General features: G+C 69.6%; 16 protein-coding genes. 9 read left to right on the plus strand and 7 right to left on the minus strand.

Annotation, left to right across the window (positions count from 1 at the left end):
- The first annotated feature begins 9 nt into the window (after positions 1-9).
- Genes FCN22_RS04830 through FCN22_RS04855 form a run of 6 tightly spaced genes read left to right on the plus strand, consistent with a single transcriptional unit; the run spans position 10 to position 6,640 of the window.
- Positions 10-1,578: an amino acid permease gene (locus FCN22_RS04830; RefSeq protein ID WP_238384523.1), complete on the plus strand. Its 1,569-nt coding sequence runs from the start codon at positions 10-12 to the stop codon at positions 1,576-1,578.
- Complete coding sequence (locus tag FCN22_RS22495) at positions 1,575-2,327, plus strand: FadR/GntR family transcriptional regulator (protein WP_274381539.1); 753 nt, start codon at positions 1,575-1,577, stop codon at positions 2,325-2,327. Before FCN22_RS04830 ends, FCN22_RS22495 begins: the two co-directional genes overlap by 4 nt.
- Positions 2,328-2,345: 18 nt before the next feature.
- Entirely contained in the window at positions 2,346-3,719 is a 1,374-nt protein-coding gene (locus FCN22_RS04840; RefSeq protein ID WP_137120403.1) for a glutamine synthetase family protein, read from the plus strand.
- Between the two features lie 8 nt (positions 3,720-3,727).
- A complete protein-coding gene (locus FCN22_RS04845) occupies positions 3,728-5,104 on the plus strand; it encodes an aldehyde dehydrogenase family protein (protein WP_137120404.1) in 1,377 nt (458 codons plus the stop codon).
- The gene (locus FCN22_RS04850; RefSeq protein WP_137120405.1) at positions 5,101-5,868 is read left to right on the plus strand and encodes a 3-oxoacyl-ACP reductase; all 768 of its coding nucleotides are present in this window, start codon (positions 5,101-5,103) and stop codon (positions 5,866-5,868) included. The genes FCN22_RS04845 and FCN22_RS04850 overlap by 4 nt, the downstream gene beginning before the upstream one ends.
- A gap of 1 nt (position 5,869) precedes the next feature.
- Positions 5,870-6,640 carry a gamma-glutamyl-gamma-aminobutyrate hydrolase family protein gene (locus tag FCN22_RS04855; RefSeq protein WP_137120406.1) on the plus strand — a complete coding sequence of 257 codons (771 nt, stop codon included), beginning with the start codon at positions 5,870-5,872 and terminating at the stop codon, positions 6,638-6,640.
- On the opposite strand, the gene FCN22_RS04860 is transcribed toward FCN22_RS04855, so the two are convergent.
- The 4 genes from FCN22_RS04860 to FCN22_RS04875 all read right to left on the minus strand — a co-directional run bounded on the left by FCN22_RS04860 (position 6,601) and on the right by FCN22_RS04875 (position 9,180).
- Positions 6,601-7,230: a methyltransferase gene (locus FCN22_RS04860; RefSeq protein ID WP_238384524.1), complete on the minus strand. Its 630-nt coding sequence runs from the start codon at positions 7,228-7,230 to the stop codon at positions 6,601-6,603. The genes FCN22_RS04855 and FCN22_RS04860 overlap by 40 nt on opposite strands.
- Entirely contained in the window at positions 7,227-7,427 is a 201-nt protein-coding gene (locus FCN22_RS04865; protein ID WP_137120408.1) for a CDGSH iron-sulfur domain-containing protein, read from the minus strand. The genes FCN22_RS04860 and FCN22_RS04865 overlap by 4 nt, the downstream gene beginning before the upstream one ends.
- A gap of 16 nt (positions 7,428-7,443) precedes the next feature.
- Entirely contained in the window at positions 7,444-8,472 is a 1,029-nt protein-coding gene (locus FCN22_RS04870) for an iron-containing redox enzyme family protein (RefSeq protein ID WP_137120409.1), read from the minus strand.
- A gap of 171 nt (positions 8,473-8,643) precedes the next feature.
- Entirely contained in the window at positions 8,644-9,180 is a 537-nt protein-coding gene (locus FCN22_RS04875; RefSeq protein WP_162308137.1) for a TetR/AcrR family transcriptional regulator, read from the minus strand.
- Between the two features lie 37 nt (positions 9,181-9,217).
- On the opposite strand from FCN22_RS04875, the gene FCN22_RS04880 reads away from it, so the two are divergent.
- The gene (locus FCN22_RS04880; RefSeq protein ID WP_137120411.1) at positions 9,218-9,577 is read left to right on the plus strand and encodes a DoxX family protein; all 360 of its coding nucleotides are present in this window, start codon (positions 9,218-9,220) and stop codon (positions 9,575-9,577) included.
- 52 nt (positions 9,578-9,629) lie between these two features.
- Here the strand turns inward: FCN22_RS04880 and FCN22_RS21835 are convergent, their stop codons facing one another.
- From FCN22_RS21835 to FCN22_RS04895, 3 genes are read right to left on the minus strand one after another with little or no spacing between them, the layout of a single operon-like run.
- The gene (locus tag FCN22_RS21835) at positions 9,630-10,187 is read right to left on the minus strand and encodes a helix-turn-helix transcriptional regulator (protein WP_202911398.1); all 558 of its coding nucleotides are present in this window, start codon (positions 10,185-10,187) and stop codon (positions 9,630-9,632) included.
- On the minus strand, positions 10,184-10,720 hold the full coding sequence (locus FCN22_RS04890; RefSeq protein ID WP_137120412.1) for a TetR family transcriptional regulator: 537 nt from the start codon (positions 10,718-10,720) through the stop codon (positions 10,184-10,186). The genes FCN22_RS21835 and FCN22_RS04890 overlap by 4 nt, the downstream gene beginning before the upstream one ends.
- Before the next feature lie 31 nt (positions 10,721-10,751).
- Complete coding sequence (locus tag FCN22_RS04895; RefSeq protein ID WP_137120413.1) at positions 10,752-11,183, minus strand: SRPBCC family protein; 432 nt, start codon at positions 11,181-11,183, stop codon at positions 10,752-10,754.
- 180 nt (positions 11,184-11,363) lie between these two features.
- Here FCN22_RS04895 and FCN22_RS04900 point away from each other — a divergent pair, with 180 nt between their 5' ends.
- Together FCN22_RS04900 and FCN22_RS04905 are read left to right on the plus strand one after the other, a co-directional pair.
- On the plus strand, positions 11,364-11,603 hold the full coding sequence (locus FCN22_RS04900) for a DUF4244 domain-containing protein (protein ID WP_238384525.1): 240 nt from the start codon (positions 11,364-11,366) through the stop codon (positions 11,601-11,603).
- Positions 11,603-11,965: a TadE family type IV pilus minor pilin gene (locus tag FCN22_RS04905; protein WP_238384526.1), complete on the plus strand. Its 363-nt coding sequence runs from the start codon at positions 11,603-11,605 to the stop codon at positions 11,963-11,965. The genes FCN22_RS04900 and FCN22_RS04905 overlap by 1 nt, the downstream gene beginning before the upstream one ends.
- Positions 11,966-11,969 lie beyond the last annotated feature (4 nt).

Genomic DNA, 11,969 nt, shown 5'->3' on the forward strand with positions numbered 1-11,969 from the left:
GGAAACCTGATGACCCAATCAGCGCAGCAGCACGAGGAACTCGACGACGACTCCCGACTCCTGGCGGAGATGGGATACAAGCAGGAGCTGCACCGGGGGATGTCCGGCTTCTCCAACTTTGCGGTCTCCTTCTCGATCATCTCGATCCTGGCGGGCTGCATCACCTCCTACGGCATCGCGCTGAGATCCGGCGGCCCTTCGACGATCGTCCTCGGCTGGCTCATCGTCGGCGTCTTCGTCGCCTGCGTCGCCCTGGCGATGGCCGAGGTCTGCTCGCGCTACCCCACCGCGGGTGGCCTCTACTTCTGGGCCGGCCGCCTCGCCCGCCGCAACAAGAAGGTCTGGGCGTGGTACGTCGGCTGGTTCAACTTCATGGGCGAGATCGGTGTCACGGCCGCGATCGACTTCGGCTGCGCCACGACGTGGAGCGCGTTCATGAACCTCGTGTGGGGCGTCCAGGTCACACCCGGACGCGTCTTCCTGCTGTTCATCGCGATCATCGTGGCGCACGCGCTGCTCAACACCTTCGGCGTCAACCTGGTCAGCCTGCTGTCGATGGTCTCCGCGTGGTGGCACGTGGTCGGCGTCCTCGTCATCGTCGGCTTCCTCTGGCTGCTCCCCGAGCACCACCAGAGCGTCGGCTGGACCCTGACCGGGTGGCACAACGAGACCGGCTGGGGCTTCACGCCATACGTCTTCTTCATGGGCCTGCTGATGGCCCAGTACACCTACACGGGGTATGACGCGTCCGCCCACGTCGCGGAGGAGACCAAGTCGGCCGCGACCAGTGCGCCGCGCGGCATCGTGATGAGCGTGGTGGTGTCGATCATCGGCGGGTTCATCCTGCTCTACTCGATCACCGCGGCCATCCCGGACGGCAGCGCCGCCGGACTGAGCAAGCTCGCCGCCACCGACACCGGCCTGCCGCCCGCCCAGGTGTTCCTCGACGCCCTCGGCAGCCCAGGCGTGGCCAAGTTCCTGCTGTTCATCGTGTGCGTCGCCCAGTTCTTCTGCGGGATGGCCTCCGTGACCGCGAACTCCCGCATGACCTTTGCCTTCTCGCGCGACAACGCGCTGCCCGGCTCGAGGCTCTGGGCCAAGGTCAACGTGCGGACGGGCACGCCGACCAACTCGATCTGGTTCTGCGTCGTCCTGTCGATCCTGCTCGCGCTACCCGCCCTGTTCAACCAGACGGCATACCTCGCGGTGACGTCGATCGCCGTGATCGGCCTCTACATCGCGTATGTCGTGCCGGTCTTCCTGCGCCGGCGGGCGGAGCACTTCACGCCCGGTCCGTGGAACCTCGGCCGCTGGAGCCCGGTGATCGGGTGGGTTGCGGTCGTGTGGGTCTGTGTCATCGTGGTGATGTTCGTCCTGCCCCCGAGCAAGCCGATCACCGTGGACACCTTCAACTACGCACCGATCGCGGTGCTCGTCGTGTTCCTCTTCGCGACGATCTCCTGGTTCCTCGGCGGCCGCAACCGGTTCATGCACGGCGCCTCGCCCGAGGACCACAACGCGGCGGACCCGGAGAGGGTGTTGGAGGAGGGCGACCCGGAGGGGGCGCTCGAGTCGTGAACGGTCAGGCCGCCCAGGCGGACCCGTCGATGGAGTCCGAACCGTTGATGGAGGTCATGCTGCGTCCGGTCCGGGCCCACCACGGTTTCGAGGGCTGTTTCGAGCAGCTGGCCACTGCGATCAGGCTGGGTGTCTACCCCAAGGGCAGCACGCTCCCGCCGGAGCGGGAGCTGGCGGCGCGGATGGGGGTGTCACGGGCCACGCTGCGGGAGGCGATCGCTGCCCTGCGCACGGCCGGCCTGTTGCAGAGTGTGCGCGGTCGGGGCGGCGGCACGCGGGTGCTGGCGCTGCCGGAGATCGTGCCGACCAGTCCGCCTGACCTGGGTGAGCGACGCGAGGAGCTGTTGGACTCGTTGGTGTTTCGCCGGGTCGTGGAGGCGGGGGCGTGCCACGTGGCTGCTTCTCGTCCGCTGTCGGACAAGCAGCGGACCATGTTGAGGGCGGCCCTGGCGGATGTGGCGAGGGCGCAGGGCCGGCGGGCCCACCGGCAGGCCGATTCGAGGCTGCACCTGGGGATCGCCACCCTGACCGGTTCGCCGCACATCATCGATGCGGTCACCCGGTCCCAGGCGGACCTGCACACGCTGCTGACCGCCATCCCGGTGCTGAGCGTCAACATCGAGCACTCCGACGCCCAGCACGAAGCCATCGTGCGCGCCATCATCGCCGGCGACCCCTCTCGGGCCCGGCGGAGTATGGAGCAGCACTGCGACGACACCGCGGCCCTGCTTCGCGGCCTGTTGGGCTGAGGCCCGAAGGAGATCATGATGAGTTCGATCCGCAGCAACGACCGGCTGCTCTCGCTGGAGCAGCTACGTGCCCGCATCGATGACGGGGCGGTCGACACCGTCATCGTCGCGTTCACCGACATGCAGGGGCGTTTGAAGGGCAAGCGGCTGCACGCGCAGTACTTCCTCGACCAAGTGGTCGACCACGGCACGGAGGGGTGCAACTACCTGCTGGCGGCCGATGTGGAGATGAACACGGTGGCGGGCTATGAGATGACCTCGTGGGAGAAGGGTTACGGGGACATGGAGTTCGTCCTCGACTACGACACGATCCGGTTGCTGCCGCACCTGCCGGGGACGGCGATGATCCAGTGCGACCTGGCCTGGATGGACCACCGGTGGGTGGAGCAGTCCCCGAGGCGGATCCTGTCGGCGCAGCTGGAGCGTGCGGCCGCGGACGGCTACGTCGCGCTGGCCGGCACCGAGCTGGAGTTCATCGTCTTCGAGGACACCTTCGAGCAGGCGTGGGACCGCGGTTACCGCGTCCTGACGCCGGCGAACCAGTACAACGTGGACTACTCGATCCTGGGGACCACGCGGGTGGAGCCGCTGTTGCGGGACATCCGCAACCACATGTACGGCGCCGGTATGGACGTCGAGTCGGCCAAGGGGGAGTGCAACCCCGGCCAGCACGAGATCGGGTTCCTCTACGACGAGGCGAAGCACATCGCGGACAACCACGCGGTCTACAAGACCGCGGCCAAGGAGATCGCGGCGCAGCACGGCAAGTCGCTGACCTTCATGGCCAAGTACAACCACCTGGAGGGCAGCTCCTGCCACATCCACCTGTCGCTGCGGGGGACCGACGGGTCGCTGGTCTTCTGGGACGAGGAGACCGGTGGGCGCAGCAGGCTGTATGACCAGTTCGTGGCCGGGGTGCTGGCGACGATGACCGACTTCACGCTGCTGTATGCGCCGAACATCAACTCCTACAAGCGGTTTGCCGACGGCTCGTTCGCGCCGACCACGATCGGTTGGGGCACGGACAACCGGACCTGCGCCATGCGGTTGGTCGGGCACGGAGCGGGGGCGCGGATGGAGAACCGGGTGCCCGGTGGCGACGTCAACCCCTACCTGGCGCTGGCGGCGATGCTGGCCGGAGGGTTCCACGGCATCGACCACGAGCTCGAGCTCGACGAGGAGCTGACCGGCAACGCCTACACCTCGGGGAGGCCGCACGTGCCCAAGACGCTGCGCGAGGCCCGCGATGCGTTCCACGGATCCGACCTTGCCCGGAAGGCCTTCGGCGACACCGTCGTCGACCACTACACCAACATGGCCGACGTCGAGCTCGCCGCGTTCGACGCCGCCGTGACCGACTGGGAGCTGCGCCGCGGCTTCGAGAGGATGTGAGAGCGCACGTGAGCACGACCTACACGGTCATCAACCCGTCCACCGCCAGCCCGGTGACGGAGGTGGAGCTGGCCGACGTCGACCGCACCGATGCCGCCATCGAGCGGGCCGCGGCGGCGTTCCCGCCGTGGCGCGACCTGGCCCCCGGCGAGCGGGCGCGCCTGCTGCGACGGTTCGCCTCGGTGGTCGACGAGCACATCGACGAGCTGGCCGAGCTGGAGGTGCGCAACGCCGGGCACACCTGGGGCAACGCGACCTGGGAGGCGGGCAACGTCCGCGACGTCCTGAACTACTACTCGGCGGCGCCGGAGCGGCTCTTCGGCCGGCAGATCCCGGTGCCGGGCGGGGTGGACATCACCTTCCGCGAGCCGCTGGGCGTGGTCGGCATCATCGTGCCGTGGAACTTCCCGATGCCGATCCTGGGCTGGGGGATGGCCCCGGCCCTGGCGGCGGGCAACACGGTGGTCCTCAAGCCGGCCGAGCTGACCCCCTTGACGGCGATCCGCATCGGTGAGCTGGCGCTCGAGGCGGGCCTGCCCGAGGGGGTGCTGACCGTCATACCGGGCAAGGGCTCGGTGGTGGGTGAGCGGTTCGTCACCCACCCGCTGGTGCGCAAGGTCTGCTTCACCGGGTCGACCGCGGTGGGCAAGAAGATCATGGCGGGCTGCGCCGAGCAGGTGAAGCGGTGCACGCTCGAGCTGGGTGGCAAGAGCGCCAACATCGTGTTCGCCGACGCCGACCTGGCCAAGGCCGCGGCGACGGCGCCCTACGCGGTGTTCGACAACGCGGGGCAGGACTGCTGCGCGCGGTCGCGGATCCTGGTGCAGGAGTCGGTGCACGAGCAGTTCCTCGAGCAGCTCGGCAAGGCGGTGCAGGGCATGGTCGTGACCGACCCCGGCGCCGACCGGGGCAGCGAGATGGGTCCGTTGATCTCCGCGCACCAGAGGGACTCGGTGCGCGGCTACCTCGACGACGTCGACGTGGTGTGCACGGGTCCGGCGCCGGACGGCGACGGGTTCTGGGTGCCACCGACGGTGGTCGCTCCGCGCTCCACCGACGACCGGGTCTGGCGCGAGGAGGTCTTCGGGCCGGTGGTGGCCGTGCTGCCCTTCTCCGACGAGGCGGAGGCCGTCGCGATGGCCAACGACACGGAATACGGGCTGTCCGGCTCGATCTACACCCGCGACGTCGGACGGGCGCTGCGCGTCGCGCGGCGGGTGGAGGCCGGCAACCTCAGCGTGAACTCGCACAGTGCCGTGCGCTACTGGACGCCCTTCGGGGGTTACAAGCAGTCCGGCCTCGGCCGGGAGCTCGGGCCGGACGCACCGGACGCGTTCACCGAGGAGAAGAACGTGTTCATCGCACACGAGGAGGCGACATCGTGACCGGACGGCTCGAGGGCAAGGTGGCAGTGATCACCGGGGGGAGCTCGGGGATCGGGCTGGCGACCGTGGAGCGCTTCGCGCAGGAGGGCGCCAAGGTCGTGATCGGTGACGTCGACAAGGAGCGCGGCGCCGCGGTGGCCGAGCGGGTGTCCGGAACGTTCGTCGCCACCGACGTCACGGACAAGGAGCAGGTGGACGCGCTGTTCCGCACCGCCAAGGAGACCTACGGATCGGTGGACATCGCCTTCAACAACGCGGGCATCTCACCGCCGGAGGACGACTCCATCCTCGACACCGACCTCGACGCGTGGCGCCGGGTGCAGGAGGTCAACCTCACCAGCGTCTACCTGTGTTGCAAGGCGGCGCTGCCCTACATGCTCGAGCAGGGCAAGGGCTCGATCATCAACACGGCCTCCTTCGTGGCGGTGCTGGGTGCGGCGACCTCGCAGATCTCCTACTCCGCCTCCAAGGGCGGGGTGCTGTCCATGACCCGCGAGCTCGGAGTCCAGTTCGCCCGGCAGGGGGTGCGGGTCAACGCGCTGTGCCCGGGGCCGGTCAACACCCCGCTGCTCCAGCAGCTCTACGCCGACGACCCCGAGAAGGCGCAGCGCCGGTTGGTGCACGTGCCGATGGGCCGCTTCGGCGAGCCACAGGAGATGGCCAACGCCGTGCTGTTCCTGGCATCCGACGAGTCGAGCTTCATGACCGCCTCGACCTTCCTGGTCGACGGCGGCATCTCCGGCGCCTACGTGACGCCGCTCTGACATGCGACCGGTCATCGGGATCTCGACCTACCGGGAGCAGGCCCGCTGGGGCGTGTGGCACGCCCAGGCGGACCTGCTCAACGCCGAGTATGCACGGGCGGTCACCCTCGCCGGCGGGGTGCCGGTCCTCCTGCCGCCGACCGACGACCCCGAGGCGGCAGCCGAGGTGGTGTCCCGCCTGGATGCCCTGGTCATCGCCGGCGGCGCGGACATCGATCCGGGCCGCTACGGCCAGCGGCCGCAGCAGCGGACCGGCGCGCCGCGAGCCGACCGCGACGGCTGGGAGATCGCGCTGCTCGACGCCGCCGAGGACCAGACGCTGCCGGTGCTCGGAGTCTGCCGGGGGATGCAGGTCATGGCCGTGCACGCCGGCGGCTCGCTCGAGCAACACCTCCCGGACGTCGTGTCGCACGAGGGACACTCACCCGGCGGGGACGTCTACGGCACCATCGCGGTCGACACGGTCGCCGGCTCCCGGATCGCCGCGCTGATCGGCCCCCAGGTGCAGGTCGCCTGCCACCACCACCAAGCAGTGATCACCCACCCCGGCTACACCCCCACCGCCCACGCCGCGGACGGCACCCTCGAGGCGATGGAACGCGAGGACCGCGACTTCTGGCTCGGGGTGCAGTGGCACCCCGAGGCCCGGACCGACCAGGGCCTGTTCAAAGGACTGGTGGAGCGGTGCCGCGGGATCGACTCAATCCTGTCCACTGAGGGACGCGGGGCCGTTCAGCCCGAGGACCGGTCGATGCGGACGAGCACCCCGTGATCCGGGAACTCGCGGTGTTCCACGACGCGCAGGTGCGTCGCCGCCGAGACTGACGCTTGAACGCGAGCGACCTGCGCCAGTGTGCCGAGTTGCAGGACCGCCGAGCCGCCATCGGCCAGGTGGTGCTCGATCACGTCCAGGCAGCGGAGGGCCAGGTCCAGGCCATGTGTGCCGCCGTCGATGGCCAGCACCGGGTCCTCGGGGTACCGCGCAACATCTGCGCGAGAGACCCACGGTGGGTCGGCGATGATGACGGCGAACTGCTCGTCGGGGTCGAGCGTCTCGTCGAGGTTCCCCTGCCGGATCTCCACCTGCTCGGCGAGTCCGGCCGCTTCGGCATTGGCGCGTGCAAGGCTCACCGCAGCGGGACTCACGTCGACCGCCACGAGTCGTCGGTCGGTGCCGGCGACGGCCAGCAGGCCGAGCTGTCCCGCACCGGTGCACAGCTCCAGCACGTGCCCCGCCGGAGCGGTGCGCAGCAGGTCGCTGGCCCAGTGCGACTGCGCGGCCGTCCACGAACGTGGACGTAGCACCCGGTGGTCGAAGCTGATGCGCAGGCCACCGAAGTCCACCGCTTCGGCGGCGCTCACGTGGGCCGCCGAAGCGCCTTGTGGGTCCCGTCGCACCATGGGGGTCGTCCGGTCTTCCCACAGGCACAAACCGCCACCAGCGGTCGAGTCACGTCGTGGGCGGTCCCTTCCGCGTCGCGGATGATGTCGGCTCCGCGCACCAGGAGCGGGCCGCCGGGACACTGCTCGACCGTCACCTCGCGGTCCGTGGAAGTCATGGGGATCTCCTCGAGGTCATCCGGAAGTGGGGGACGCGGCGGCGCGCGTGAGTGACGACTCACCCTGGGGTGAGTCCGAGGACGCCCAGGACGCCAGCAGCCGCTCCCCGGCCAGGGCGTCGACGGCCAGGCAGGCGGCGGCTCCGAAGAGGACGTCCTCGGCAAGCGCGGGCTCCTGTTCGACCAGGGCGCCACAGATGTGCCGGACGGCGACCTGCTCGTGCACGGCGTCTGCCTCCACGTGCTCGTCGAAGTAGGCCGCCACCACATCGGGCAGACCGACCCGCCGGATCCCGCGGGCAATCTTGCGGCAGGGCACCGAGCTCGTGGACTCGAAGGCCGCGAAGTGGCCGAGCGCCGCGCCGCGCAACCGCCGCTGGAGCGCAAAGAGCGAGGCGACGTTGCTCGTCGCGAGGGTCAGGGCGCTGGCCTGGTCGATGTAGGCGCCGTATTCGCGGTCGAGACCGCATCCTTCCAGGGCGTCTCCGAACATGGTCTGGTGCAGCCGGTGCGGCAGCCCCGCGCCGTACTCGTCATACTGCAGCTCGGCGAGCGCCGTTTTGGGAGCTCCCTCGAGCCGGGGGAGGACGAACGAGTAGGGGTCGGACTCCTTGAGGTGGTAGATGCTGCGTTGACGCATGAAGTCCACCACCTGGTCCCGCGTGGCGTCGCGCTGCAGGTAGGCCGCAACGGACGGTCCGTCTGCGGCGTCGATCAGGGCGGTCAGCCTTTCGGGGAAGTCCGCTTCCGGCACGGTGAGCGCCTCGGCAACGGCGGTTGCCGTTCGCGAGCGCAGCTCCTGCTCGAGCCGCTCCTGCAGCTCGGCTCGTAGGCGAAGGAGGTCGAGGTCCCACTCCCGGCCCGCGGGCACATCGGCGAAGCCGCGGTAGTGCAGCTCGAACAGCATCCACAGCGCCAGTTGCAGGTCGTCGTCCTGCAGGTCCCCCTCGTCCCCGCCGGTGAGGGCAGCCGGTTCGTCCCGGTCGTCCTTCAGCAGCCGCACGACACCGTGGCTGATCGGCCCCCGAGGTTGTGGCAGCAACATGGTTGTCCTCCTATCCGCGGTCCTCCGCGCTCACGCACGGCCGGACGGGATCCGATGTGCCTTGAAGTGGCTCTGGTACCCGGAGGGAATCTTACGAAACCCGCGAGTAGCCAGTCATCCGCTGGGCGGGCGTAGGTGCAGTGGGCTGGACCCGCCGCCGGACCACCTCGACTACCTCACTGCGGGGACGAGGGACACCAGGAGGGCGAACACGTCGTCCAGCTCCGCTTGGGTGAGGGTCGGCTTCGCCACCGAGGCACCGATGGTGAGCAAGTGGGGTACGAGGGCGGCGGTCCGGGCCCGTGCGGGGTCGGGGAGGATGCGCTGCCACAGGTCCACGAGGGCGTCGAGGCGGGCGGAGTCGACACGGGCCTGGGTGGAGCCGGCCTCCTCGTTCTCCAGCGCCCATCCCCGGATGGCCGCCTCGAGACGCGGGTCGAGGGCGGCCCGGGTGGGAAGTGCCGTGAGCGCCTGCTCGGCCGGAAGGTCGGCGCCGGCCCTCGCGGCGCCCTCGATGGCGTCCTTGGAGTCGAGCTCGTATCGACGCAGCAGCGCCCGGTGGAAGTCGTTGACGCCGCGGAAGTGATGGTGGAAGGAGCCCTTGGTCAGCCCGAGGCTCGCGGCGATGCGATCGACGCGGACGTTTGCGGCCCCGCCCTCGCGGAGAGCGGTCATGCCTTCATCGATCCAGCGGTCCCGGGCTGTCATGAAGCGACCATACCATACCGTATGGTACGGTCGCTTCATGCACGCACTACCCGAACCGGCTTGGCCGGTTGTCCTCCTCGCGATCGTGTGCGTGGTCGACGCAGCTCTGTGCTGGAAGCCGGTGGGTTTCATCGCCCGGTGCTTTGCCGAGGTGGGGTGGCCACGCAGGTACTGGCCGATGATGGCCCCGATCAAGCTCGCCGCGGCCGCGGGCCTCCTGGCGGGCATCTGGGTGCCCTGGCTCGGGCCGGTGACGACGGGATGCCTGATCCTCTACTTCCTGGTGGCGATCTCCATGCACGTTCGCGCCCGGGACCTCGGCCGCAACCTGTTCGTCAACGCCATCGGCATGCTGCTCCTGTGCCTCGCGGTGTTCGTCTTCTGTTTCCTCGTCTGAGAAACCCTGCGGGGCTGGAGACCTGCGCATGGCCCGGCGTTCGACCGGCGAGTCATGTGGCGGCGGCACCGAACCGAGCGGACCAGTCGGTGAGGAGGTCGCGCATCGCGGCCGGGGACTCGAGGGTGAACGGCGCTCCGGTGACGCCCAGCGCCATAGCCGGCCATTCGAGCGAGTCGGCCGTCATGGTCACTCGGCAGCGGCCCTCGTCAACGGCCCGGATGTCAGCCCAGGCGCCGATCCGCTCTCGCAGCAGGGCTTCTGGTGCCTCGACGAGCGCGATCACCCCGTGTGGGCGAGTCTGTTGCTCGATCCCGGAGGGCACGTAGGTCGCCGCGTCGACGGCGGGGAGCTCGCGCGGTCGGAACGGTTCGCCGGTGCTGGACGGCTCGTCCATCCGATCGAGCCGGAAGCTGCGCCAGTCGTGCCGGCCCGGGTCGTAGGCGACGAGGTACCAACGGCGACCGATCGAGACCAGGCGGTGCGGCTCGACATACCGGTCCGTCCTGTCCCCGTCGGCGGAGGTGTAGCCGAAGCGGATGCGCTGAGGGGCCGTCTGCAGGTCAGCCCGGCACCTCCCGTACCGGCGCGCGGTGCCGTTCCCGGTCACGGGGTGGGGTCGAGGGGTGGGTCGAGGGCGTGCCTGATCAGCGCGGTGAACTCCTCGATCGCCGTGTCGGCCGCGGCACGGTCGCCCGTCAGCGCCACCTCGAAGAGCACGCCGCGGCCCACGGCCAGGCTCAGCCGAGCCAGCCGCTCGGCGTGGGCACTGTCGGTGAGCCTGGCGAAGCCTTGGGTAAATCCGGCCAACCAGGCATCGGTCAGGATGTCGCGCAACCCCTCGGCATACTCCTTGCCGTACATGGCGTGCACCGACAGCTCGTAGAACAGCGGAGCGAAGGCGCTGGCCGTCTCGGCGACGTGGGACCAGTACCTCGTGCCGGCATCGACGGGATCGCTGGTGTCGCGGAGGAACTGGTCGAGCGCATCCCGCTCCGCCTCGCAGACCCGCTCGATCACCGCCGACAAGAGCCGGTCCCGGGATCCGAAGTGGTAGTTGAGCATCCGGTTGCTCGTGCCGACGCCGGCCGCGAGCGTGCGCATGCTGGTGTCGAGTACGCCGTTGTCCGCGAACCACTCCACGATCCGGCCCAGCAGTACCTCTCGAGGATGCTCAGTCGGGCCGGCCGGCACGCTCTGCCAATCGGGTGAAGGTGTCGGCTTCCTGCTCGACCATCCGGCGAACCTTCGAACCCAAGAGCAGACGGACGAGCCCGGTCAACGGCCCCGACCAGTCGATCCCCAGGACCAGCCGGGTTCCTTCGTCCTGCGGAGCGAGCCAGTGGGGCGCCGCGGTCCGTATCCCGGGCGCCGTTGAGCGCCAGGTGAATCCGCGACCCGGCTGCCAATCGGTGATCTCATACACCGCCCGGCGCAGGCCCGGCTGTTGAACCTCGAACCGAGTTCCCACGCCCAGCGGGCCCTTGGTGCCAAGGCGCGTGACCCGCTGCATCGTGGGCAGCATCTGGTCCCAGTTGTCGAGGTCGCTGAGCAGTTGCCACACGCGGTCCGTGTCCGCGGCGATGGTCCGTTCCACTTCACTCATGTATCAAATGATACACAGCGCGAATCGGCCCGTCACAGGGAATTCGGCTGGTCGTCGCCCGCGTCATCCACAGTCGGGCCGCGCCAGACCACGCGATGCACAGACGGGCCAACTCCGGTTCCGCGGCGAGCGCGCGGCTTCCACGATGAAGGTCAGTTCACCTCGTGGAAGGAGCGATTCATGACCAAGTCCATGACCCGCAGGACAACCGGGCACGGGCGATCGGTGGGTGCACGATGGTACGCCCGATGGACGGCGGCGCGTCGTGGCGTCGAGGCAGGTATGTCGACGGCGGAGTATGCCGTGGGCACGCTTGCCGCGTGCAGCTTCGCTGCCGTGCTGATCGCCATCGTGCGTTCGGACGCGGTTCGCAGCGCGCTGTCCAAGGTGATCACCAGCGCCTTGGCGATCGCCTCCTGATGGTCCGCAGGCCCGACCGGGGCATGGTGACCGCAGAGCTCGCTGCCGTGTTCCCGGTCGTGGTCCTGCTGCTCGGTGTCCTGCTCGGCGGGGTCGGGCTGGTGATCGACCAGGTGCGGTGCGTCGACGCAGCCCGACTGGGCGCGCGGGCCGCCGCGCGGGGTGAGCCGTCGGGCACCGTGCGCGCGCTTGTGAGACAAGCCGCTCCCGACGGTGCCACTGTCGAGGTGAGCCGAAACGGGGGAGCGGTCCGGGTGTCGGTGAGGGCGCGCGCCCGGATGGTGGGGGCGCTGTTGCCGGAGTCGTTCGCGCCGGCGGCGACGGCTTCGGCACCACTCGAGGTCGGAGGGCCGGCGCCGTGAGCCC

The sequence above is a fragment of the Segeticoccus rhizosphaerae genome, assembly GCF_005222685.1.
GTDB lineage: Bacteria > Actinomycetota > Actinomycetes > Actinomycetales > Dermatophilaceae > Segeticoccus > Segeticoccus rhizosphaerae.

Coding starts and splice junctions, on each gene's coding strand:
- FCN22_RS04830 (WP_238384523.1), top strand. CDS start 10: ATGACCCAATCAGCGCAGCAGCACGAGGAACTCGACGACGACTCCCGA.
- FCN22_RS04840 (WP_137120403.1), top strand. CDS start 2,346: ATGAGTTCGATCCGCAGCAACGACCGGCTGCTCTCGCTGGAGCAGCTA.
- FCN22_RS04855 (WP_137120406.1), top strand. CDS start 5,870: ATGCGACCGGTCATCGGGATCTCGACCTACCGGGAGCAGGCCCGCTGG.
- FCN22_RS04865 (WP_137120408.1), bottom strand. CDS start 7,427: ATGACTTCCACGGACCGCGAGGTGACGGTCGAGCAGTGTCCCGGCGGC.
- FCN22_RS04870 (WP_137120409.1), bottom strand. CDS start 8,472: ATGTTGCTGCCACAACCTCGGGGGCCGATCAGCCACGGTGTCGTGCGG.
- FCN22_RS04875 (WP_162308137.1), bottom strand. CDS start 9,180: ATGACAGCCCGGGACCGCTGGATCGATGAAGGCATGACCGCTCTCCGC.
- FCN22_RS04880 (WP_137120411.1), top strand. CDS start 9,218: ATGCACGCACTACCCGAACCGGCTTGGCCGGTTGTCCTCCTCGCGATC.
- FCN22_RS04895 (WP_137120413.1), bottom strand. CDS start 11,183: ATGAGTGAAGTGGAACGGACCATCGCCGCGGACACGGACCGCGTGTGG.
- FCN22_RS04900 (WP_238384525.1), top strand. CDS start 11,364: ATGACCAAGTCCATGACCCGCAGGACAACCGGGCACGGGCGATCGGTG.
- FCN22_RS04905 (WP_238384526.1), top strand. CDS start 11,603: ATGGTCCGCAGGCCCGACCGGGGCATGGTGACCGCAGAGCTCGCTGCC.